The sequence below is a fragment of the Mesorhizobium temperatum genome (assembly GCF_002284575.1).
GTDB classification, from domain to species: Bacteria; Pseudomonadota; Alphaproteobacteria; order Rhizobiales; family Rhizobiaceae; genus Mesorhizobium; species Mesorhizobium temperatum.
In genome coordinates this window covers 13545-36069 of the sequence record NZ_NPKJ01000023.1, presented here as the reverse complement: position 1 = coordinate 36069, position 22525 = coordinate 13545, and the positions used below count along the sequence as shown (strand labels likewise).

23 protein-coding genes are annotated in these 22525 nt (G+C 62.1%); 15 read left to right on the top strand and 8 right to left on the bottom strand.

The window, feature by feature from the left end; translation table 11 throughout:
- Nucleotides 1-6 precede the first annotated feature (6 nt).
- From CIT26_RS07285 to CIT26_RS07270, 4 genes are read left to right on the top strand one after another with little or no spacing between them, the layout of a single operon-like run.
- Entirely contained in the window at nucleotides 7-762 is a 756-nt protein-coding gene (locus tag CIT26_RS07285) for an ABC transporter permease (RefSeq protein WP_095491954.1), read from the top strand.
- 2 nt (nucleotides 763-764) lie between these two features.
- Nucleotides 765-1463: a fumarylacetoacetate hydrolase family protein gene (locus CIT26_RS07280; protein WP_095491953.1), complete on the top strand. Its 699-nt coding sequence runs from the start codon at nucleotides 765-767 to the stop codon at nucleotides 1461-1463.
- Nucleotides 1456-2988: an acyl--CoA ligase gene (locus CIT26_RS07275; RefSeq protein ID WP_095491952.1), complete on the top strand. Its 1533-nt coding sequence runs from the start codon at nucleotides 1456-1458 to the stop codon at nucleotides 2986-2988. Before CIT26_RS07280 ends, CIT26_RS07275 begins: the two co-directional genes overlap by 8 nt.
- Nucleotides 2989-2990: 2 nt before the next feature.
- Nucleotides 2991-3980 (top strand): 2-dehydropantoate 2-reductase, encoded by a 990-nt coding sequence (locus CIT26_RS07270; protein WP_095491972.1) that lies wholly within the window; start codon nucleotides 2991-2993, stop codon nucleotides 3978-3980.
- 77 nt (nucleotides 3981-4057) lie between these two features.
- On the opposite strand, the gene CIT26_RS07265 is transcribed toward CIT26_RS07270, so the two are convergent.
- Together CIT26_RS07265 and CIT26_RS07260 are read right to left on the bottom strand one after the other, a co-directional pair.
- On the bottom strand, nucleotides 4058-4543 hold the full coding sequence (locus tag CIT26_RS07265; RefSeq protein ID WP_095491951.1) for an SRPBCC family protein: 486 nt from the start codon (nucleotides 4541-4543) through the stop codon (nucleotides 4058-4060).
- Nucleotides 4540-4899 carry an ArsR/SmtB family transcription factor gene (locus CIT26_RS07260; protein WP_095491950.1) on the bottom strand — a complete coding sequence of 120 codons (360 nt, stop codon included), beginning with the start codon at nucleotides 4897-4899 and terminating at the stop codon, nucleotides 4540-4542. The genes CIT26_RS07265 and CIT26_RS07260 overlap by 4 nt, the downstream gene beginning before the upstream one ends.
- A gap of 162 nt (nucleotides 4900-5061) precedes the next feature.
- On the opposite strand from CIT26_RS07260, the gene CIT26_RS07255 reads away from it, so the two are divergent.
- Nucleotides 5062-5418: an ArsC family reductase gene (locus CIT26_RS07255; protein WP_095491949.1), complete on the top strand. Its 357-nt coding sequence runs from the start codon at nucleotides 5062-5064 to the stop codon at nucleotides 5416-5418.
- 51 nt (nucleotides 5419-5469) lie between these two features.
- Here the strand turns inward: CIT26_RS07255 and CIT26_RS07250 are convergent, their stop codons facing one another.
- Together CIT26_RS07250 and CIT26_RS07245 are read right to left on the bottom strand one after the other, a co-directional pair.
- The gene (locus CIT26_RS07250) at nucleotides 5470-6966 is read right to left on the bottom strand and encodes a xylulokinase (RefSeq protein ID WP_095491948.1); all 1497 of its coding nucleotides are present in this window, start codon (nucleotides 6964-6966) and stop codon (nucleotides 5470-5472) included.
- A gap of 55 nt (nucleotides 6967-7021) precedes the next feature.
- Nucleotides 7022-8005, bottom strand: a complete 984-nt coding sequence (locus tag CIT26_RS07245) for a sugar-binding transcriptional regulator (RefSeq protein WP_095491947.1) — start codon at nucleotides 8003-8005, stop codon at nucleotides 7022-7024.
- Between the two features lie 140 nt (nucleotides 8006-8145).
- On the opposite strand from CIT26_RS07245, the gene CIT26_RS07240 reads away from it, so the two are divergent.
- Together CIT26_RS07240 and CIT26_RS07235 are read left to right on the top strand one after the other, a co-directional pair.
- The gene (locus tag CIT26_RS07240) at nucleotides 8146-9474 is read left to right on the top strand and encodes a sn-glycerol-1-phosphate dehydrogenase (RefSeq protein ID WP_095491946.1); all 1329 of its coding nucleotides are present in this window, start codon (nucleotides 8146-8148) and stop codon (nucleotides 9472-9474) included.
- A gap of 4 nt (nucleotides 9475-9478) precedes the next feature.
- Complete coding sequence (locus tag CIT26_RS07235) at nucleotides 9479-10288, top strand: HAD-IIB family hydrolase (protein WP_095491945.1); 810 nt, start codon at nucleotides 9479-9481, stop codon at nucleotides 10286-10288.
- Nucleotides 10289-10461: 173 nt separating this feature from the next.
- Here CIT26_RS07235 and CIT26_RS07230 read toward each other — a convergent pair whose 3' ends face one another.
- A complete protein-coding gene (locus CIT26_RS07230; RefSeq protein WP_167391312.1) occupies nucleotides 10462-11382 on the bottom strand; it encodes a sugar-binding transcriptional regulator in 921 nt (306 codons plus the stop codon).
- A gap of 155 nt (nucleotides 11383-11537) precedes the next feature.
- Between CIT26_RS07230 and CIT26_RS07225 the strand changes: the two genes are divergently transcribed.
- From CIT26_RS07225 to CIT26_RS07205, 5 genes are all read left to right on the top strand, one after another.
- A complete protein-coding gene (locus CIT26_RS07225; RefSeq protein ID WP_095491943.1) occupies nucleotides 11538-12425 on the top strand; it encodes a carbohydrate ABC transporter permease in 888 nt (295 codons plus the stop codon).
- Nucleotide 12426: 1 nt separating this feature from the next.
- Nucleotides 12427-13299, top strand: coding sequence for a carbohydrate ABC transporter permease (locus CIT26_RS07220; RefSeq protein ID WP_023799420.1), 873 nt, complete (start codon nucleotides 12427-12429; stop codon nucleotides 13297-13299).
- 59 nt (nucleotides 13300-13358) lie between these two features.
- Nucleotides 13359-14864 carry an ABC transporter substrate-binding protein gene (locus CIT26_RS07215; RefSeq protein ID WP_095491942.1) on the top strand — a complete coding sequence of 502 codons (1506 nt, stop codon included), beginning with the start codon at nucleotides 13359-13361 and terminating at the stop codon, nucleotides 14862-14864.
- 62 nt (nucleotides 14865-14926) lie between these two features.
- Nucleotides 14927-15652: an SDR family oxidoreductase gene (locus CIT26_RS07210; protein WP_095491941.1), complete on the top strand. Its 726-nt coding sequence runs from the start codon at nucleotides 14927-14929 to the stop codon at nucleotides 15650-15652.
- 31 nt (nucleotides 15653-15683) lie between these two features.
- Nucleotides 15684-16751 (top strand): ABC transporter ATP-binding protein, encoded by a 1068-nt coding sequence (locus CIT26_RS07205; protein WP_095491940.1) that lies wholly within the window; start codon nucleotides 15684-15686, stop codon nucleotides 16749-16751.
- An 85-nt stretch (nucleotides 16752-16836) separates the two neighbouring features.
- On the opposite strand, the gene CIT26_RS07200 is transcribed toward CIT26_RS07205, so the two are convergent.
- From CIT26_RS07200 to CIT26_RS07190, 3 genes are all read right to left on the bottom strand, one after another.
- Nucleotides 16837-17193, bottom strand: a complete 357-nt coding sequence (locus tag CIT26_RS07200; RefSeq protein WP_095491939.1) for a DUF488 domain-containing protein — start codon at nucleotides 17191-17193, stop codon at nucleotides 16837-16839.
- 77 nt (nucleotides 17194-17270) lie between these two features.
- Nucleotides 17271-18527, bottom strand: a complete 1257-nt coding sequence (locus tag CIT26_RS07195) for an aminopeptidase (RefSeq protein WP_095491938.1) — start codon at nucleotides 18525-18527, stop codon at nucleotides 17271-17273.
- A gap of 83 nt (nucleotides 18528-18610) precedes the next feature.
- Complete coding sequence (locus CIT26_RS07190) at nucleotides 18611-19525, bottom strand: LysR substrate-binding domain-containing protein (RefSeq protein ID WP_095491937.1); 915 nt, start codon at nucleotides 19523-19525, stop codon at nucleotides 18611-18613.
- Between the two features lie 97 nt (nucleotides 19526-19622).
- Here CIT26_RS07190 and CIT26_RS07185 point away from each other — a divergent pair, with 97 nt between their 5' ends.
- The 3 genes from CIT26_RS07185 to sbmA all read left to right on the top strand — a co-directional run bounded on the left by CIT26_RS07185 (nucleotide 19623) and on the right by sbmA (nucleotide 22515).
- Complete coding sequence (locus CIT26_RS07185) at nucleotides 19623-19835, top strand: hypothetical protein (RefSeq protein WP_095491936.1); 213 nt, start codon at nucleotides 19623-19625, stop codon at nucleotides 19833-19835.
- Between the two features lie 119 nt (nucleotides 19836-19954).
- Complete coding sequence (locus CIT26_RS07180; protein ID WP_095491935.1) at nucleotides 19955-21115, top strand: YbfB/YjiJ family MFS transporter; 1161 nt, start codon at nucleotides 19955-19957, stop codon at nucleotides 21113-21115.
- 122 nt (nucleotides 21116-21237) lie between these two features.
- Nucleotides 21238-22515 carry a peptide antibiotic transporter SbmA gene (gene sbmA, locus CIT26_RS07175; RefSeq protein ID WP_095491934.1) on the top strand — a complete coding sequence of 426 codons (1278 nt, stop codon included), beginning with the start codon at nucleotides 21238-21240 and terminating at the stop codon, nucleotides 22513-22515.
- The last annotated feature ends 10 nt before the right edge of the window (nucleotides 22516-22525 follow it).

The window sequence follows — 22525 nt, the reverse complement described above, 5'->3', positions numbered from 1 at the left end:
CCGGCCATGACCTTGTTTGGCTACCGTATACCAATGATGGCGTCTCTGTTCGTCTGGTGCGTCGTATGGGAAATCGTCGGCCGGCTGGACCTTGTCTTTCTGCTGCCGCCGTTTAGCGACGTGCTGGCTGCAGCCGTCGGTCTGGTGCAGACCCCGTCCTGGCAGAGCGCGACGGTCACGACCCTTCGCGCCTTCGCCATGGGCATGGCCCTGTCGATCGTTATCGGCGTGCCTCTGGGCATCCTGATGGGACGCGTCAAGATTGCCGACGACCTGCTCGGCATGTGGGTCAACATCTTTTCAAGCGCACCGCTGTCGGCGATCGTCCCGGTGCTGATGATCCTGTTCGGCTTCGGCGAGAAGACGATCGTTGCGGCGGTGTTCCTGTTTGCGATCTGGATCATCGTTCTCGACACGCGCGCCGGGGTCCGCCATATCTCGCCGTCGCTAATCGAAATGGCGCGTTCCTATGGCGCCTCGCGCCCGGCGCTCTATTGCAAGATCATCCTTTGGGCGGCATTGCCGGAAATCCTTGCCGGCATCCGCCTCGGCCTCATCCGCGGCGTCAAGGGCGTCGTCATTGGCCAGTTGCTTGTCGCCATCGTCGGCTACGGTGCGCTGTTCGAGACCTTCTCGCGAAATTTCCGCATGGCCGAATTCTGGGCCTTGACCATCATCCTTTTTGCCTTCGCCCTGCTGATCGCCGAACTGATCGAAAGGGCCGAAGCCAAAGTCGAATACTACGCAGGAGCAAGACAGTGAACATGCACGGCACGACCTCAAGCTATGTCATCGAACCGACCGCAATCCCGAGCATTCCGGTGGCGGGAACCGACAAGGCGTTTCCGGTGCACCGGGTTTATTGCGTCGGGCGGAACTATGCCGCGCATGCAGTCGAGATGGGACACGACCCCAATAAGGAGCCGCCTTTCTTCTTCCAGAAAAATCCCGACAACCTCGATACGACAGGGGAATTTCCGTATCCACCGGCCTCCAGCGATGTCCATCACGAGATCGAAATGGTCGTGGCGCTGAAAAGCGGCGGTACGGACATCGCGGTCGAAAAGGCTTTGGACTGCGTATTCGGTTATGGCGTAGGTCTCGACATGACGCGGCGCGACCTGCAAGGTAAGGCGAAGGACATGGGCCGTCCTTGGGAGGTCGGCAAGGCCTTCGAGGCATCGGCGCCATGCACGCCGTTGGTTCCGGCAAGCTCGATCGGTCATCCCGACCAGGGCGCGATTTGGCTGGACGTCAATGGCCAGCGAAAACAGACCGGCGATCTCAACCAGATGATTTGGAAAGTTCCGGAAATGATCAGCTATCTCTCGGGCCTCTTCACGCTGATGCCGGGAGACATCATTCTTTCCGGCACGCCGGCGGGCGTCGGGGCGGTTGTTCGCGGTGATGTTCTTCGCGGTCATATCGATGGCGTCGGCGACCTAGAGGTTCGCGTTGTCTGAAGTGTCGATCATTGAACGGCTTGCTGCCGGAGCGGACGATGCGCCGGCGATTTCGGCACCCGACAGGATCACGCTCACCCATGGCGGACTGCGCCGCCTGATCTCCGAGACGGCGGCGCAACTGCATGCGCTGGGCCTCGGCCGTGGCGACCGGGTGGCCATCGTGCTGCCGAACGGGCCGGAGATGGCCACTGCCTTTGTCGCGGTGGCCGCAGCGGCGTCAACGGCGCCGCTCAACCCGGCCTACCGGGCCGACGAACTCGATTTTTATCTCTCCGACATCGGCGCCAACGCAATCCTGGTCGCCGAGGACGAGAGTGGTCCGGCGGTCGCGGTTGCCGAGCGTCTCGGCATAGCTGTGCTCAGGCTCATAGCACTCCGTGACGCGTCAGCCGGCAGTTTTGAGATCGAGGGCAAACCGGTTGGTCCGTCTGTTTCGCCCGGCCCGGCTGAGGACGGCGACATCGCGCTGTTGCTGCACACGTCCGGCACCACGTCACGACCCAAGCTGGTGCCGCTCAGCCATGCCAATCTCGCCGCCTCGGCCGCCCATATCGGCGATACGCTTGGCCTGACGGCCGGTGATCGCTGCCTCAACATCATGCCGCTGTTCCACATTCATGGGCTGATCGGGGCGGTGCTGTCCTCGCTCGCCGCCGGCGGCAGCGTCTTCTGCACGCCGGGCTTCAACGCGCTGCGCTTCTTCCATTGGCTTAGCGAGGCGCGCCCGAGTTGGTACACGGCCGTGCCGACCATGCATCAGGCGATCCTGCCGCGGGCGGCGCGCAATGCCGATGCATTGGCCGCCGCGCCTCTTCGCTTCATCCGCTCGTCCTCGGCATCGCTACCGCCGCAAGTGATGGCGGAGCTTGAGGCGACCTTCGGCTGTCCGGTGATCGAATCCTACGGCATGACCGAGGCCGCGCACCAGATGGCCTCGAACCGGTTGCCGCCGGGCCTGCGCAAGCCGGGCAGCGTCGGCGCCGCCGCCGGACCGGAAGTGGCGGTGATGGCGCTGGACGGGCAATTGCTGCAGCCTGGTGAGACCGGCGAGATCGTCATTCGCGGGCCCAATGTCACCGCCGGCTACGAGAAAAATCTGGACGCCAATGCCACCGCCTTCGCGCATGGCTGGTTTCATACCGGCGATCAGGGCATGCTCGACGACGATGGTTATCTGCGCGTCACCGGCCGGCTCAAGGAGATCATCAACCGTGGCGGCGAGAAGATCTCGCCGCTCGAGGTCGACGACGTGCTGATGGACCATCCGGCTGTGGCCCAGGTCGTCACCTTCGCCACGCCACACGACAAGCTCGGCGAGGAGGTCGCGGCTGCGATCGTGCTGCGCGAGGGCATGGCTGCCACCGAAGGCGACATCCGCAGCTTTGCCGCGCTCCGTCTTGCCGACTTCAAGGTGCCGCGCATTGTCCTGATCCTGGACGAAATCCCGAAGGGCGCGACGGGCAAGCTGCAGCGCATCGGTCTCGCGACCAAACTCGGTCTTGCCAAACCCGGGCCTGGCTGATGATGCGGATCACCATTTTTGGCGCCGGCGCGATCGGCGGCTATCTCGCGGCCAAACTTGCCATGGCCGGCCGGGTCGATCTGTCGATCGTGGCGCGGGGCGCTCATCTTGACGCGATCAAGACGGCCGGGCTTCGCCTGATCGAAGACGGTCATGAATCAACCGCCTCTGTCAGGGCCGCCGCGCAAGCGCAGGAGCTAGGCGTCCAGGACTATGTCGTGCTGGCGCTCAAGGCCCATTCGCTTGCGCCAGCGCTCGACCAGATCGCACCGCTGCTGGGCGAGGGGACGGCCGTCGTCACCATGCAGAATGGCGTGCCGTGGTGGTATTTCCACAAGGCTGGCGGATCGCTCGAAGGTACGCGGCTGCAAGCGGTGGATCCAGGTGGGGTGATCTGGGATCGGCTCGGGCCGGATCGAGTCATCGGCTCGGTCGTCTATCCTGCTGCCGAGGTGGATGCGCCCGGCCTGGTCCGCCATATCGAGGGAAAACGCTTCTCGCTTGGTGAGCCCTCGGGCGAGAAGAGCGAACGTGTCATGCGGCTTGCCGAGGAGATGGTTGCGGCGGGGCTGCAGGTGCCGGTTCGCGACGACATCCGAAGTGAGATCTGGGTGAAGCTCTGGGGCAATCTCTCCTTCAACCCGATTTCCGCGCTGACCGGCAGCACGCTTGCGGCAATCGCTGCCGACGAGGCCACCCGCGCGCTTGCCCGCACCATGATGCTGGAGGCGCAGGCGATCGGCGAAAGCCTCGGCGTCCGTTTCGCGATCACGGTTGACCGCCGCATCAAGGGCGCCGGCGAGGTCGGCGAGCACAAGACGTCGATGCTGCAGGACCTGGAGCGCGGCCGGCCGATGGAGATCGACGCACTGGTGACGGCGGTCCAGGAGCTTGGCCGGCTGACCGGCCAGCCGACGCCCACCATCGACAGCGTTCTGGCGCTGGTGCGCCGCCTCGCCATCGAGCGCGGCTGCTATCTGACCTCGGCGTGACGGGGTAGGTGGGTTTCTCGACCATGCTTGACTCCCTGGATCGCTGGCCGTTGATCGCCACGTCATGATCAATCTGCTCAAATCCCCTTCACATATTCCGCAAGCTGGTCGGCCACGGTGCCCCAGCCATCGAAAAAGCCCATTTCCTCGTGGTTCTTGCGTGTCGCTTCATCCCGGTGGATGGCTGTCGCGGTGTAGCGCGTCGCCTTGCCTTCCGGCTGCAATGATATAACCGCTGTGATGAATGGGTCCCCTGACGGCCGATAGCCGGGCAGCAACGCATCGGTCCACACCAGCCGCTCGTTGGGCACGATGTCGAGGTAGCAGCAATGCCGGTCGTTGACCTCCTTGCCATCAGGCGACTGCATGCGGGTCCTGAACAGCCCGCCGGGCCTGAGGTCGATCTCGCAATCGGTGACGATCCACGGCTTCGGTGTGAACCATTGCCGAACATGTTCGGGTGTCGTCCAGGCTGTCCACAAAAGCTCGCGCGGCGCGTCGATGACGCGTTCGAGAACGAGGTCGAGTTTTGGGTCGGGTTTGAGCAGCAGGGTCGAACTCATTTGTCTTTCTCCTTGAGTTTTAGGACGTAGTCGTCGAACTGGTCGAGGCGGCGTTCCCACAGCGCGCGCTGCTCGACCAGCCAGTTTTCCGCAAGCTTCAGTGGCTCAGGCGCAAGCCGGTAGGTCCTGACACGGCCGGCTTTTTCGGAATGCACGAGCCCGCAGCCTTCCAGCACCCTGAGATGCTCGATGAAGGAGGGCAGGGCCATGTCGAAGGGCTGGGCAAGTTCGCTAACCGAGGCGGGGCTTCTGTTCAGCCGCTCGACAACACGGCGGCGCGTTGGATCGGACAGCGCCCGGAAGATGCCGTCGATCGGCGGCGGGCTGGCGGAGTGCAGGCTTGTTGCCACGGTCATGTCGTCCTCGCGTCACCGGACATAATTTATGTTACTTAGGTAAAAACCTTAGTATTGGCAAGCGCAAAAATTGTGAGGATGCCTGCGGGGTCGCTGGCAATGTCTGAAAGGTGGTTTACGGTGCGCCAGATTCGATGAGCGATCAGTCCGAGGGCCAAAAATTTGACGATCACGATGTACGGCATCACCAATTGCGACACGATCAAGAAGGCGCGTGTCTGGCTGCAGAGCCATGATGTCGCCTATCGCTTTCACGACTACAGGGTTGAAGGACTGGAGGCGGATCGGCTGGACAGTTGGTCCGGCAAGGTCGGCTGGGAAATCCTGCTCAACAAGGCGAGCACGACATTTCGCGAACTGTCGGACAAGGACAAGCTGAGTCTCGACGAGAAGAACGCCAAAGCGCTGATGCTGGCCAAACCGACGATGATCAAGCGGCCGGTCCTCGATCTTGGCGATCGTATCCTCGTCGGCTTCAAGCCTGATGTCTATCAGCAGGCTGTGGGTGGGTTGAAGTAGCGGGACGCTTTTTATACGCTCCAGTTCGAGAGCTTGCTTGCCGCGCCGGTCTCAATTCCGCCAGGCGAATTGGGTCGCGGGGAAGACCTTGGCCTGCCTAGCCGAGAGCGCGTCCCACGCTTCTCGGCAGCTGGGGTCCGGTTCGATCGTCTCGGCGATGCTGGTCATGGCATCCGCCGCCTCAGAAAAACTTTCGAACCATCCGACGCCGACCGCGGCGCTGATCGCCGCGCCGAGCGAGGAGGCTTCGGCATTGTGACCCTTGTGGATCGAGATCCCGGTCGCGTCCGCGATCATCTTTGTCCAAAGTTTGCTGTTGGCGCCGCCGCCGATCGCCACCATCTGCGCCGGCGAAAGACCATGACTGCGCATCTCTTCGAGAGCCCGGGCGGTTTGCAGCGTCATCGCCTCGAGCCCCGCACGATAAAAGTGACCGAGCGTGTGCGAGGGGTGCATGCCGATGAAGCTCGCGCGCGCGCTCGGATCCCAATGCGGGTCCATGCAACCGACCAGGGTGGTGCCGGCGAGAAGTCCGTCCGAGCCGATCGGGACGGCCGCCGCTTCCCTTTCCAGGCGGTCGAAGATCGCTGGATCGGAGCGCCCGCCGGCAAAATTGTCGACGAACCAGTTGACGAAATAGACACCCGCCCGCTGCACTGCCTCGAGGAAATAGCCATCGCCTGTCGGCGAGGTCATGGTACGCCAGAAGGCGCCGACCACCGGTTCTCGCGACCAGATTCCCGCGATGATCGCAGTTCCGAGATTGAGATAGACGACGCCGTCGCGCATGGCATTGACGCCGAGCCCGGCGCATTGCCCATCGCCGCCGGCGGCAATCACCGGCGTACCTTCGGAAAGGCCCGTTGCGGCGGAGGCCGCGGCATGAACGGTCCCGACCCGCGTGCCGGACCGCACCGCATCGGGAAGTTGCGACGGCTTGATGCCGAGATGATCGAGGAGCGGCTGCGACCATGCCTTACGCGAGATATCGAAGAGACCGAACGGATCGGCGCTCGTCCAACTCGCACTTGGCGTTCCCGTCAGTTTCAGCGTCAGATAGCCGTGCACGTCGAGGATTTTCTTCGCATGGTCCAACCGTTCCGGCTCGTTCTCGCGCAGCCATTTCAGGCGGTAGACGACCGGCGTCACATCGATCGGCTTGCCGGTGATCGCGTGCAGCCGCTCACGGCCGATCTCCGCCGCGAAACGGTCGACCAGCCCGGCGGCACGTTCGTCGAGCCAGAGGCTCGCGGGTCCGATCGGCTCGCCGGCGCCGTCGATGAGGGCTACGGTCTCGCGCTGGTTGGAGATCGCGATACCGGCGATGCGTTTCGCATCGACCGCGCCGACAAGCTGTCGCAGCGCCACTGTTGCGGCCCGCCACCAGTCGGTGACCTCCTGCTCGACGTAGTCCGGCCTCGGCTTCATCAGATCGAGCGGCGCGCGGCCTTCCGCCACGGCTCGTCCGTCCCGGCTCCAGGCAATCGCCTTGCAGGATTGCGTGGAACTGTCGAGGCCGACGACAAGAGGTCCGTCGCTGCTGCCCATGATTGTCCTCCCGAGACGATAAGTTCCACCGAGTGCTGGTTAGTCCAAGTGCTGGTTATTCCAAGAGAATGTTCGCGGTGGCCATGTCGGTGACAAAATGTGTCGCGTATCCGCCGCCGAGCCCAGCCCTGATCGCCCCCATCTTGCGGGCGCCACCGGCGGCGCAGATGCGGACGGGCACCGCTTTCAATTCATCGAGCGTGATGCCGACGGTGCGCCCGTCGAGCGGTGTTGCGAAAGGGGCTCCTTGGGCGTCGATGAACCGCCCGATGATGACGCCGAGCGCTCCCTGCTCGATCATGCCGGCAAGTGCGGCGGCATCCGATATCCCGGCTCGGGCATAGGTGCTCTCCGGCCCGATATCGCCGATCCCGAAGATGACCTTGCCGGCGGCACGGATCATGCGGAACTGGTTGACGAGCATCGGCTCCTGCATGAGTTCGTCGTGCAGTTCCTCGGTGGAGACGATCGCCGGGGCAAGCAGGTTTATGCAGCGGGCGCCGAGTCGATTGGCCATCAGCGAGGTGCAAAATTCCGGCGAGAAATCGCTGGTGCCGATCGAGCTTCCCGAGAGCTGGACGACGGTGAGGTTCCGATCATGCCGTAGTCGTGGGATCGAGCGGGCGGCAGCGAGCACCGTTTTTCCCCAGGCAACGCCGATCGTGTCGCCCGGATCGACCATCGACGCCAGCAACCGGCCTGCCGCTTCGCCGATGCGGCGGTCGGCATCGTTTGGATCAAGGTCGGGGATAACCGCGGCGCCGCGAAGCCCGTATTTTTCCATGAGACGCCGCGAGGTCAAGGTGCGGGCAAAAGCGTCGTGGTCGACCTGCACGGCGACAAGTCCGCTTTCGCGTGCCTCCTGCAGATAGTGTACCACGCTCGCCCTGGAGACGTTCATGACCTTGGCCACATCGCTCTGGTTAAGCTGGTCGACATAGTAGAGCCAGGCAGCCCACGCCACCGCGCTGTCGAATTCGGGCGGCAGTGCCGAGAGCCCAGATGGTCGGACCACGTCGATGTCGGCGTTGGCATTCATGTCCCTTTTTCCGCAGGTTTGCAGAACGAAGTCAAGCGTTGCGGGCGAATGCTTGACAAAAGACAGTGATAGGTGACTATTGTTCGATAGCGCAACGCTCCTGCGCCTCGATTAGAGGGTTGCCCCAGAATGAGGACGTCATGACGAATCCGGCAGCCGGATCCTGGACGGCATTAATCGACGACATTTTGGAGGGGCACTGGACCAACCCGGAGACCGGAAAAAAGGCCGTGGTGCCGTATGAGCGGATCGTCATCGAAGAAAGCCTCGAAGGGCGGGCGGCCGATCTCGTTTCGGAGCTCGACCTGGGTGAGCGGTTCACGGTCGTCGCGGATGCCGCGACCTATGATGCGCTTGGCGAACGCGTTGCGCGCGAACTGAGGACGCTCGGCCCCGTCGATGTCCTGATATTGGATCACCCGCATGCCGACATGGCCAACGTTGAAAGCCTGGCCGTCAAACTCGCGGATGCGGATGCCGTGATCGCGGTCGGTTCCGGCACGATCAACGATCTCTGCAAGTTCGTCACCGGAAGGAATGAACGGCGCTATTGCGTGTTCGGGACAGCCGGTTCGATGAACGGCTACACATCGACGACAGCGTCCATCACACTTGAAAGCGGCCTGAAGGTATCGCTCCCTTCCCACGCGCCATCAGGTTTTTTCGTCGATCTTGGCGTCTCCGCTGCCGCCCCGACCTATCTGTCGGCGGCGGGATTCGGCGACTGCCTTTGCCGCTCGGTTGCCCAGATCGACTGGTGGATGTCGCACCGTCTGCTTGGCACTGCCTACCACCAGGTCCCGTTTCTCATCCAGGAAAAGGATGAGGCGGCGCTCAACGAGCGTGCGGCAAAGCTTGCCGAACACGACATCGAGGCCAATGGCTATCTCTATCGCGTGCTGACGCTCTGTGGCCTTGGCATTTCCTTCACCGGCGTCTCCAATCACGGTTCCATGGGCGAGCATCAGATATCGCACTATATCGACTGCTTCGCCGGCGAGCGTCACCCCGGTACGCTCCACGGCACTCAGGTCGGTGTCGCTTCACTCACCATGGCGCGATTGCAGCAGGCAATGCTTGCAAGCGACAAGCCGCCGGTGGTGAAGGCGACGAAGATCGATCCTGACGACATGGTCCGCCGCATGGGGCCGGCTGTCGCCGCACAGTGTCTCGACGAACTGAAGAAGAAGGCCTTCGACGAGACTACCGCCGCCGCATTCAACGAGCGGCTGCAGGAGGTCTGGCCGACGCTCAGGCAGGAGGTCAAGCAATTCATGGTGCCTGTCGACGAAATGCAGCGCCTGCTGAAATCTACCGGCGGACCGACCTCAGCGGCTGAATTGGGCACGCCGGCCGATTTCTATCGCGAGGCCGTCGTTCATTGCCGGGAGATGCGCAATCGCTTCTCGTTCCTCGACATTGCTGCGGATGCAGGAATGCTGGAGGATTTTGCGCGGGGGGAAGCCTGACCGGATGCGCGACCTCGCCGAATTTGCACCCGAAACTGCGTCGCGCATGCGCGGCGTCTTCTGCGATATCGACGACACGCTGACGACCGAGGGTCGTCTTCCGGCCGACGCCTACCGTGCGCTCGAACGCCTGCACGAGGCGGGCCTTGTCGTTGCTCCCATTACCGGGAGACCGGCAGGCTGGTGCGACATGATTGCCCGGTTCTGGCCGGTGACCGGCGTGGTCGGCGAAAATGGCGCCTTTTACTTCGCTTATGATCAGGCAACGCGAAAAATGATCCGGGTTTTCGCCGCGAGCGCTGAGGAACGCCGGGAAAACAGGCGCAGGCTCGCCGAACTGGAAAAGCGCATTGTCCAGGAAGTGCCGGGTTCGGCCGTATCCGCCGACCAGCAATATCGCGAAGCCGATCTGGCCATCGACTTTTGCGAAGATGTTCCGGCGCTGCCGCTGTCCGATGCCAGGCGCATCAAGCAGCTTTTCGAGCAGGCCGGCGCTGTCGCCAAGATTTCGTCGATCCATGTGAACGGCTGGTTTGGCCGATACGACAAGCTGTCGATGACGCGCCGCTTTGCGAGCGAGAGGCTGGGAACCGATCTCGATGCCGAAAGGCAGGCCTATGCATTCGTCGGAGACAGCCCGAACGACGCCCCGATGTTCGGGTTCTTTCCGAACGCGTTCGGGGTCGCGAATGTGGTGGATTTCCAGGGACAGATCGACGCCGAACCCGCTTACGTCGCCAGGTCGCGAGGTGGCCGCGGCTTCGTCGAGATTGCCGATGTGATCCTGGCAAACCGGAGGTTAGGGGTGGTCTGATCGGCCGGCGCGAAATGTGCCGCCCGCAAAGACGCAAAGGATGTTCTGCAGGCGAAACAGAACCAGGGACGGAAGATTCGATGCCAGTCTGCTTTCAGATGAAAGCGAGCGCAACGCTCCAGGCAACATCGCACAGCACCTTCGGCTGCCACCGCGATGCCGGCCGGTGGATGTCACAGCGAGCTGCCCGTCTTCTGGTCGGTGATGAGGCCGGTGAAGAACCCTTTTTCCAGGAGCTTGGCCATGATGCCGACCTTGTTCTTTCCGCCGGAAACGAGGATGCGTTTGGGAATGTTGAGCGTGTCGAGAGGATAAACCCCGACAATGCGTTCGTTGACGGGATGGTCGATGAGTTCGGCGTTGCGGTCGAAGAAGTAGCCGAGAAAGTTCCCGATCGGCTTCAGTCTCAGGACGTCGTCGAATTCCTCGTCGGTCATATAACCGACGCTCCGAAGCGTCGAACTGGTTGTGCCGCCGACGCTCATCAGCGCAAGATCGGCGTTCAGCGCCTTCTGGATAACCTCGCGCGCGCTCGGTTGCTGCAGGATCGTCTCGCGGCTTTCGCGGCTGTCGCAGATGATGGGTCCGGGGAGATAGTAGGATTCGGCCTGGGTGCGCTGGGCAAAGACGGCGGCGGCGTCGTATTTGTCGATCGACGACCGGCGCGACAAAGAGCCGAGAAGCGGCACGACGGTAACGTTCCTGAGCGCCACCGGTTCGATGTTGGAAGCGAGCCATCTCATGGTACGGCCCCACGCCATGGCGACCGTTATGTCGTCCCTGAGCAGCGTCTCGACGGTCTGCGCGGCATAGATGCCGATCACTTCGGAGAGCCCGAGCTCCGACCCGGTGTCATTAGGCGTGATGCTGCATATGTCGAGCCGGTACTTCCGCCTGAGCTGTTCTTCCATTTCGAGCGCCTGGGACGTCCCGGCGTTGATGCGGATCGAGACGATGCCGCGCTCCTTCGCCTCGGCCAGCAGCCTGTGGATCTTGGTGCGGTTGATCTGCAGCCGCTCGGCGATGGCCTGCTGCGTTTCGCCCAGCACGAAATATTGATGGGCAACCCGTGCCAGCAGACCGATCGACGTCATGAGGGTCCTCCGCTGCAGGTGGCGCACCCGTCCGAATGCCGCTGTCGCCGGCCAACAAGTGCTTGCCACAGACATGGTGACGATATAGCATTTGAACAAATGCACAAGATATGAACATTTGTGCATCGCAAAACGAAGCGGTTCGGGAGGAACGCGTGCGGGTTGCCCAAGCCAGACGTTTCGTCATTTCGGACCACCCGCTGCCCTGGCTGCTGCCGCTGGTGGCGATCCTGCTTGTCTTCACCGTCTATCCCCTGATCTACAACATCTGGCTGAGCTTCCACGAGTTCGTCCCGCGCAGGCGGGCGCTCGAATTCGTCGGAACGGAAAACTGGGTGCAGCTCTGGAACGACACGCGGTTCTGGCAGTCGCTCGTTATCACCTTCACCTATTTCGCCATCGCGCTGGTCTTTGAGCTGGTGCTCGGCATGGCGATCGCGCTGCTCCTCGACAGCGACGGCTTCGGTTTCGGATTCCTGCGCGGCGTGCTGACGATGACGCTCGTCATCCCGCCGGCCATCGTCGGCATGATGTATCTGCTGATGGAGGACCCGCAGTTCGGGGTGATCAGCTACCTCCTGCAGTCGATTGGGCTGCTCAATCCGAACAACCCGATCCTCGCCACGGCGTCGACCGCGCTTGCCGGCGTTCTCGTTGCGGAAATCTGGCAGTGGACGCCGTTCATGGTCCTCATCTTCCTTGCCGGTCTCAGGGCGCTGCCGCCGGAGCCTTACGAAGCCGCGATGATCGACGGCGCGTCGTCGTTCCAGATTTTCCGGCGCATCACCCTGCCGATGATGTCGAAGGTGATCGCGATCGCCGTTCTGGTCCGCGGCATCGATCTCTTCCGCGTCTTCGATTACGTCTTCGTCATGACGTCCGGCGGGCCGGGAGCGTCGACCTATTCGCTTTCCCTCTATGCATGGCAGCAGACGTTCAGCTTTGTAAAGTGGGGTTATGGAGCCACGCTCAGCCTCGTCACTCTGGTGATCATCCTCGTCATTGCCAACCTCTTCATCCGTATCGCGAAGGTGAAATGGTAGAATGAACGGCTCCTTCTCGACGCGCATGCTTCGCACCATCGCCGCGTGGGTCGTGGTCGCAATTTTTTTCTTTCCGATCTACTACTGGACGTCGGTGGCGTTCAAACACGGCAATGACATCTTCAACCGGCCGCCGAAACTGTTCGCCTTCACGCCGACGTTCGACAATTTCCAGAAGGTGTTCGGGATTTCGCTGGGCAGCGGCGGCATCACCGTGACGCCGGGCGGCGGCAACTTCTACATGGCGCCGCGCGTCTGGGATTCGATCGTGATCGCGACGCTGTCGACCGTGCTCGCCGTCGCCATCGCCACGCTTGCCGCCTATGCCCTGTCGCGCATGAACTTCCGCGGCCGGCACAGTTTCGTCGGTTGGGTGTTGTCGACGCGCATGATGCCGCCCGTCGCGGTCGCGGTTCCGATGTTCTTCATCTACAAGAATTTCGGGCTCATCGACACCTATACCGGCATGGTGCTGATCCACGCGCTGATGAACCTGCCGCTCGCCGTCCTCCTGATGAAGAGCTTCTTCGACGACATTCCGTCGGAGATCGACGAGAGCGCGATCGTCGATGGCGCGAGCCGCTTCATGATCTTCCGGCGGATTGTGCTGCCGATGGCCAAGGGCGGCATCGCCGCCACGGCGGTGCTCTGCTTCATTTTCAGCTGGACCGAATTCCTCTTTGCGCTGACCCTGACCACCACATCGCTCAAGACCGTGCCTGTCGTCTCGTCGACCTTCGTCACCTCGATCGGCACCGCCTGGGGCAACATGGCCGCGCTTGGCGCCGCATCCATCATTCCCGCTTTCATCTTCATTCTGTTGGTTCAAAAGCACCTCGTGCGCGGTCTCACGATGGGATCGTTGAAACAATAGATGGGAGGCTCGAATTCGCAGCCTTGTGGAAATCGCGAATTAAACCGGAGGAGTAGACAATGAAAGACAGCATCAGAAAGGCGCATCTTGCCTCTGTCACTGACCGCTTCGTTCGCGGACAGATGGACCGGCGCTCGTTTCTTCGCGCAGCAAGCATTCTCGGCCTCGGCGCCGGCGCGCTCGGCATGGGCTTGGGACGACGTCCGTTCTACGGCATCAGCCAGGCATCGGCTCAGGAACAGGAGCTAAAGCCCAGCGCCGAAATCACCAAGTGGCTCTCGGATGTCGGCAAGCCCTTTGCCGGAACGACGCTCCGTCTCGCCACCGAATCGACGCCGCCGTCGAATGCCATCGCTACGCAGCTTAAGCAGTATTTCGAGGAGGCTACCGGCATCAAGGTCGAGATCGAAGTGCTGCCGCTCGAGCAGGTGCTGCAGAAGCTGACGCTCGACGTCGCCTCGAGCCTCGGCACTTACGACCTCTACTATATCGACCAGAGCTGGGCGGCGAGCTTCAGCCAGGACGTCTTCGATCCGCGTGAGCAGCTCAAAAACGCCGATCTGGCAATGCCGAACTACAACATCGACGACTTCCTGAAACCGCTCGTCGACGGTATCGCCATGTACGAGGACCGCATGGTCGGCGTGCCCTACGACATCCCGATCTTCATCATGCAATACCGCAAGGACGTCTGGGACGAGCTCAAGCTGCCGCCTCCGGCCACGCTGGACGATTTGCTGCAGGCGTCCGCGGCGATCACCGACGCCAAGGGCCCGAATATGTACGGCACCAGCGGCCAGATGAAATCAGGCCACTACAGCCTCGAATGCGATTGGACGGCGTGGCTTTGGGGCCATGGCGGGTCGATTTTCGGCCCCGACGGCAAATTCACCGGCAACGACGAAGCTGGCTTGGCCGCCATGGCCTACTGGGACAAGCTCAAGGCGACGATGCCGCCCGGTGTCGACGGCTGGACATGGGATGGTGAGGGCCAGTCGGTCGGCCAGGGCGTCGCTGCCTCGATGCTGTCCTGGGGCGAATTCTTCCCGTTCTTCGACGATCCCAACGCCTCCAAGGTCTCCGGTCTGATGGAAGCGATGGTTCCGCCGAAACCTGCCGCCACGCTACGCACGGTCGAACAGACCGGATTCGGCGAAATTCCGGGCGTTGGTCACCAGGGCGGTTCTTCGCTCGCAGTGTCGAAATACTCGAAGAGCCCGGATGCTGCCTGGATTTTCATGCAGTGGGCAACCTCAGCCGATACCCAGGCACTGATAACCGTTCTGGGCGGCGGTACAGGCCCAACGCGCACCAGCGTCTATGACGATCCGCGCGTGCTGGCCAATGCGCGTGTCGGCGCCGGCACGACCCGCCATTTGCCGGTCGTGCGCGACACCATCGCCAACTACATGGGATCCGAACCCGACCTGCCGGCATGGGCAGAACTTTCGAGCGACATGATCCCGGTTGCGCTGGGCAAATACTTCGCTGGCCAGTCAGGCTCGGCCAAGGAGTCGCTCGACGCTCTGAAAACCCAGGTCGACGATCTCGTCGCCAAGGGCTGAGTGTTCCAGGGTGGCGGCCTGGCCGCCACCCTGGGTTTCCACAATTCCCAAGAGGAAAAGCAATGGCTGGAAAACAGCTCGTAGCGGTGACAGGAGCCAGTTCTGGTATCGGCGAGGCGGTCGCCAAGGTGTTTTCGCGCGCCGGCCACCCTGTTCTGATGATGGCCCGCCGTCTGGAGCGCATGGAGGCGCTGAAGCTGCCCGACAGCATGGCCCGGCAGGTCGATGTCCGCGACCGCGCCGCAATCGCAGCCGCAGTGAAGGAGGCGGAAGCCGAATACGGACCGGTCGACATGCTCTTTGCCAATGCCGGCATCGCGCGTCTTGCCGACATAGGCCGCCAGCCGCCCGAGGAATGGGACGAGATGATCGACATCAACACGAAAGGCGTGCTGAATTCGGTCCACGCCGTGATGTCGGGCATGATGGAGCGCCGCCATGGGACGCTGTTTATGATGAGTTCGATCGCTGGCCGGAAGGTCTATCCGGATCATACCGTTTACTGCGGGACGAAATTCTTCGTTCACGCCGTCTCGGAATCGCTGCGCGACTATCTTTCCGATTACGATGTCCGCGTGGTCGTGCTTTCGCCCGGGGTAATCGAAACCGAAGTTCTGAGCGGCGTCCTCGATCCGCAGACGCTCGCCAACTACAAGGCTAACAAGCTCAAGATCGGCGGCGGGATCGGGCCGGAGCACGTCGCTGACCTCATGCTCCACACCTACCAGATGCCACAGAACGCCCTCGTGCAGGAAATCGTCATCACGCCGACCAGGCAGAAATACTGACGACCCGAATCCGGGCTTCTGGAGAGAGAGAATGGCTACCGTAGAATATAAGAACATCGCCAAGAGTTTCGGGCATGTCGAGGTGATGAAGGACATCTCCTTCGGCATTGCCGACCGCGAATTCGTCGTGCTTCTTGGGCCGTCCGGCTGCGGCAAGACCACGCTCCTGCGCATGACAGCAGGGCTCGAGCGCGTGACGAACGGCGATCTGTTGATCGGCGACAGGCGGGTCAACGATGTTCACCCGCGCGATCGCGACATCGCGATGGTGTTCCAGAACTACGCGCTCTATCCGACAATGAAGGTGTTCGACAATATCGGCTTCAGTCTCGAAGTGGCGAAAGTGCCAAAGGCGGAGATCAGGAAGAAGGTCGAATGGGCGGCGGAAATCCTGAATCTTACGCCTTACCTCGGGCGCTATCCCAAGGAACTGTCGGGTGGCCAGCGCCAGCGCGTCGCCATGGGCCGCGCCATGGTGCGGAATGCCGCCGTCTTCCTTTTCGACGAGCCGCTCTCCAATCTAGACGCGAAGCTGCGCACGCATATGCGCGTGGAAATCCGCCAACTCCACAATCGTCTCGGCACGACCACGATCTACGTCACCCATGACCAGATCGAGGCGATGACGATGGCTGACAAGATCGTGCTGATGCACGCCGGCAGGATCATGCAGATCGGCACGCCCGACGAGGTCTACGAGCGCCCGAACTCGAAATATGTCGCTGATTTCATCGGCTCGCCTTCGATGAATTTCATCGCTGGCGCTGTCGAGACCGCGGGCGGAGCTCCTCGCTTCGTCGCCGAAGGCGTGTCGATCGGCCTCTCACCGGAGATCAAGGCGAAGCCGGGCCAAAAGGTCATCATGGGCGTCCGGCCAAACGATCTCGGCATTTCGGATGCGGGTGAGATCAAGGGCGAGGTCGTACTGTCCGAAACGACCGGCGCGGATGTCCAGATTCATTTGCGTGTGGCGGGATACGACGCCGTCGCCGTGGTGCCGCGTGACGAGCGCCGCAGCGCCGGCGCCACGATCAGCCTTTCTGTCCTGCCGGGCAAGGTGCATCTCTTCGATGCGGCCACGGAACTGCGTGTCGCCTGAGGGATTCGCCATCGCGCTTCCACGACGCCTGTTGTTGATCCGGCCGCGCCCGGTCGAGGCGAGTTCTCCATGCGTGCGCGCTGCCTCAGCCCTTTAGGCTGAGATAGTCAGCCAAAGCCACTGCGTTGTTGTGCAACTCGTCCTGGGCGCCGTAGAGCAGCGTCACCCGGCCGTTGTCGAGCAGGGCACGCAACTGGCCGACCGCGTCGCTGTTCCTGTCGAGCTCGCCGCGATAGCGCTGCTGGAATTCCATCCAGCGCGTCGGCTCGTGGCCGAACCATTTGCGCAATTCATCGCTTGGCGCGATGGTCTTCAGCCATAGCGTAAGCGCGGCGTCTTCTTTGCGGACGCCGCGCGGCCATACGCGGTCTATGAGCACCCGCTGCCCATCGCCAGGCGAGGGCGGCTCGTAGATGCGCTTGACCTTGATATCGAGTTTCATTGCCAACTCCGGGGTTGACCGCCATGACGGTTTGTTGGCGGCTCCTTACGCCCACTCGCCCTTACGCCCACTCGCCCTTACGCCCACTCGCCCTTGCGCATGACCGGTACGCGGCTGCCGTCCTTGCCGACGCCGTCGATGTCGATCTTGTCCGAACCGATCATCCAGTCGATATGGATAAAGCTCTTGTTGCCGCCACGCGCCGCGATCTCGTCCTGGCTGAGCGAGGCACCGTCGACGAAGCACTTCGAATAGCACTGACCGAGCGCGATATGGCAGGCGGCATTCTCGTCGAACAGCGTGTTGAAGAACAGCAGACCGCTCTTCGAGATCGGTGAGGAATGCGGCACCAGCGCGACCTCACCGAGCCGGCGTGAGCCTTCATCGGTATCGAGCACCTTTTTCAGCACATCCTCGCCGCGGCTAGCCATGGCCTCGACGATGCGGCCGCCTTCAAAACGCACCGCAATGCCGTCGATCAGCGTGCCTTGGTAGGACAGCGGCTTGGTGCTCGTAACGTGGCCTTCGACGCGCCTGGCATGCGGCGTGGTGAAAACCTCCTCGGTCGGGATGTTCGGGTTGCAGGTGATGCCGTTCCTGGCGGTCGAAGCGCCGCCCATCCACTCATGCCCATCGGCCAGCCCGACGGTCAGGTCGGTGCCGGGTCCGGTGAAATGCAGCGCGTGGAAATTATGGCCGTTCAGCCATTCGGTGCGGCTGCGAAGAGCCGCATTATGCGCCTTCCAGTTGCCGATCGGGTCGTCCACATCAACCCGTGAGGCGGCAAAGATGGCGTCGGCGAGCTTCGCCACGGCGACGTCGTCGGTATCGCCCGGAAACACCTGCCTAGCCCAGGCCAGGTCGGGGTAGGCAACGATGTTCCAGTTGATGTCGAAGCGGGTGATCTTCTCCAGCGCCGGCTGATAGGCGATCGAGTTCGCCTTGTTGGCGCGCGCCACTTTCGCCGGATCCTGTGCCGACAGCAGCGACGGATCCTCGCCGCGCACGGCCAGCCGCGCAGCATTGTTGGCGAAGGCCTTCGCCATGCCCTCATAGAGCCAGCCGGCGGCGTGGTCGAAGCCGGCATCGGCGCCATAGCGGAAGCGCGCCAGTGTCATCTCGTCGTCGTTGAAGATCGGCGTCACCAGGCCGGCGCCAGCCTTGTAGGCATGCTCGACGATCCGTCGCGTCAAAGGCAGTGCTGCGATCGACGATGTCAGTACCAGGTCCTGCCCCGGCTGCAATTGCAGCCCGACCTTGATGGCGACTTCGGCCAGTCTGTCGAGTTTCACCGGGTCGATCGTTGCGGAAACGCCGCGCGAATGTGTGGTCATGGTCCTGCCTGCCGTAATGTGGGGGTCTCATCCTTACATAGACCGGTGCCGCCGTCCTTTCCACCGCCATCGCGATAGGGGGCTCAGGCAGCGCTGTCGAGCATGCCGAACTGCGCCATCGTCGCCTCGATCTCTTCGCGGATCCAGGCCTTGAAATCGCGCACCTTGCGGCTCTCGCTCTTGCTGGCAGATGTCACCAGCCAATAGCCCAGCCCGCTCTCCGCGCGCACACCGAACGGCGCGACCAGCCGGCCGTCAGCGAGAGCGTCAGCCGTCAGCAATTGCCAGGCGAGCATCACGCCATGGCCTGCGATCGCCGATTCCAGGCAAAGCATCGGGTCGGTGAAGCGCGCACCTTTGAGGAAGGTGACGGGCTTCACCCCGGCCGCCTCGAACCAGCTGTCCCAACTGATCATCGACCGCTCGTCGGTGATGGCGCAGGTCTGCGCCAGGTCCTGGATCGACTTCAGTCTGGCCGCGATCGACGGGGCGCAGACCGGAAACACCTCCTGCGCCAGTAGCAGTTCCGCGCGGACGCCCGGCCATTTGCCGTCGCCCATCCGGATGCCGATGTCGATGTCGGAATGGCCGAGATCGGCGATCCGGCCCGAAGCGTCGATGCGCAGCAGCACATTCGGATGGCGGGCGAAATGCCGTGATAGTCTCGGCAGAAGCCACTTCGAGGCAAAGGCCGGCGCCACCGAAACCACCAGCGTGCATTCGCTCTCCTCGTCGGCCAGCGCCACCGCCTGCGCAAGCTCGCGGAAACCGGCGCTGAGCCGCGCTGTGAAGACGACACCGAATTCCGTCAGAACCAGTCCGCCCGGCGTCCGTTCGAACAGCGTCTGACCGAGCTGCTTTTCGGTGCGCTTGATCTGCTGGCTGACGGCGCTCGCGGATACGTTGAGCTCGCCGGCCGCCGCGGCGAGCGACCCCAGCCGGGCGACGGTTTCCACGGCGCGCAGGCCGTTGAGGTGGACGCGGTTCAGCATAGCCATACAGTTTTTCTAAACGGTGACGGTTGAAATCTCAATTGAAACATAAGGCGGGACGGCAGATTTTAAGGAAATAAGCTGACCTATCGAGGAAAATCCGATGAAGATTTTATCACTGCTGAGGGGCTTTTCCGTTATCGGCACAGAGCAAAGCCGGCCGTATGAAAGCGAGACCACCCGATGGGCGATTGATCCGCTGTCGCATCCTGTGCTCGACATCATGTCGGAGCGTGAACTCGGCGACGTGCCGTTCAGGCTGACGGCCCGGCGCACTGCCTACGAGACGGGCACCGGCCAGGTCGGCTGCTGCTGATGAAACAGATTTAGTGGGTCGGCCCTCTGCGGTGGATACTGGCCAACGGCCATTGCGAGCCGTCCTGGCCCAACACAAGCGGATTGTTTGACAGGCTCGTGCACCTATTGTGCACTGCAATGAAAGCCGCTTCGCCGTCTCCTTTGCGTCTCGCCTTCGCCGGCATGATTGCCCTGGCCGTTGCCATGGGCATCGGCCGCTTCGTCTACACGCCGATCCTGCCCGGCATGATGGAGGAACTTGGCCTGTCGCCGGCCGATGCCGGCTGGATCGCATCCGCCAACTATCTCGGCTATCTCATCGGTGCGCTGGCGGCCATCGGCGGCTGGGCGCACGGTCGCGAGCGCCTGCTGATGCTGGCCGGTCTTGCCGCCACCGCAGTCCTCACCGGGCTGATGGGCCTGGCCGGTACTATGGCGGCCTTTCTCGTCATCCGCTTTCTTGCCGGTCTGGCCAGCGCCTTCGTCTTGGTGTTCATGTCCAGCATCGTTTTCGGCCATCTGGCAGCGACCAGCCGAAACGACCTGCAGGCGCTGCATTTTGGCGGCGTCGGCCTCGGCATTGCGGCGTCCTCGGCGCTGATGGCTATCCTCGTTACCGGACATGCCGGTTGGCCGGCGGGCTGGTTCTGGTCCGCCGTGATCTCAGTCTGCGGCTTTGCCGTCGTGGCGTTGCTGGTCGGCAGCACTGCGACCGCCAACGGCGCCGATGGTCGCGAACCGGCGTTGCCGAAGGACCGCTCGCTGATGAAGATCATCGTTGCTTACGGCCTGTTCGGCTTTGGCTACATTGTGACAGCGACGTTTCTGGTCGCCATCGTCCGGCAGGGCGGCGGCGGCCGCGTCTTCGAAGCCGTGGTCTGGATGGTCACCGGCCTTGCCGGGATTCCCTCGGTCTGGCTTTGGCAGAAGATCGCTGGAAAGATCGGGCTCTACCAGGCCTATGCCTTCGGGTGCCTCGTCGAGGTGGTCGGCGTCACCGCGAGCGTGGCCGTCGGTGGACACATTGGGCCGCTGCTCGGCGGATTTCTGCTTGGCGGGACCTTCATCGCCATCACCGCGCTAGGCCTGCAGGCCGGAAGGCAGCTTGCCCCGCAAGCGCCACGCCGGATCCTGGCGTTGATGACGGCCTCCTTCGGCCTCGGCCAGATCATCGGTCCGATCGTCGCCGGGCTGCTTGCGCAAGCCTCGGGCGACTTCTTCCTTGCATCGATCCTGGCCGCCGCCGTGCTGCTTGTCTCGGGCGCGATCACCTGGTCGGCTGCTCCAAAATCGCCATGATTGTGGTCTTGCTCGGGGCCGGGCATCGCGCACCGGCCATTTTCATTCCGATCGATGTGTGACCTTATGCCCGCTGAACAGCAACGCCGCTGATTTGCGCATCGACCGAGGATTTCCCCACAGTGTTCGTATCCTTCTTCCCGCAGCCGAAGCTTTTTTTCATCTCGGCCGCCGTCTGGAGCCTTCTGCTCGTCCTCCTGTGGTTTTTCGGCGGCGAACACCTTGGCACGATCCTTGGGATGCCGCCGGTCGATCCGCGGGCCGCACCCGTCATCAGCCCAATAAGATTCCTGACGCCGGCATTCCTCTGGTTCTACGCATATTTCTTCGCGGGTATGGGCGTATTCTACCTTTTTTGGTCGCTGTATGCCCCACACCGTTGGCAGAACTGGTCGATCCTTGGCTCTGCTTTGATCATTTTCGTTACTAATTTCATCGTGCAGATCAGTGTGGCGCTCAATGACTGGCGCGGCATGTTTTACGACATGGTGCAGAAGGCGCTCACCACGCCGGGGTCCGTTGCGCCTGCCGAGCTTTACTACGGAGTATGGCAGTTTCTGTCTTTGGCCCTGGTCTATATGACCATTGCCGTTCTGAACGTTTTCTTCGTCAGGCACTATGTTTTCCGCTGGCGCACGGCGATGAACGATTATTTTACCGCTTACTGGCCGAGGCTGCGCCATATCGAAGGGGCGTCGCAGCGCGTTCAGGACGACACGATGCGCTTCTCGGGCACAATGCAGGGGCTCGGAGTGAACTTCATCGACTCCATCATGACTCTGATTGCTTTTCTACCCTTGCTGGCATCCCTTTCTCTCCATGTTCCAACTCTCCCAATAGTCGGAGCAATCCCTTATCCGTTGGTTGTTGCGGCGATCGCCTGGTCATTGTTTGGCACCGGCTTGTTGGCAGTCGTCGGCGTCAAGCTACCCGGGCTGGAATTTCGTAATCAGCGTGTTGAAGCTGCTCTGCGCAAGGAACTTGTCCTCGGTGAGGACGATACGGCGCGAGCGCAGCCACCAACGTTGGTCGAGCTTTTCAGAAATGTTCGCAAGAACTACTTCACTCTCTATGCGCACTATGTCTATTTCGACATGGTCCGCTATCTATACCTTCAAGTCGACAACGTCTTCGCCACGCTTATTCTCGTTCCAACCTTGGCAATCGGCAAGATAACATTTGGCGTTTTCCAGCAAATTGTCACCGCCTTTTCACAAGTCGCCACTTCGTTCCAATATCTCGTGAATTCCTGGCCGACTATCGTCGAGCTGATATCCATCTACAAGCGCCTGCGCGCCTTCGAGGCGACGCTTGAAGGGGCGCCGCTGCCGGAAATCGACCAGGACTATCTGGAGCGAGAGCGAGCCGGCTTGCGCCCTGAGGATCAGCCGGTGAGCTAACAGTGGCGGG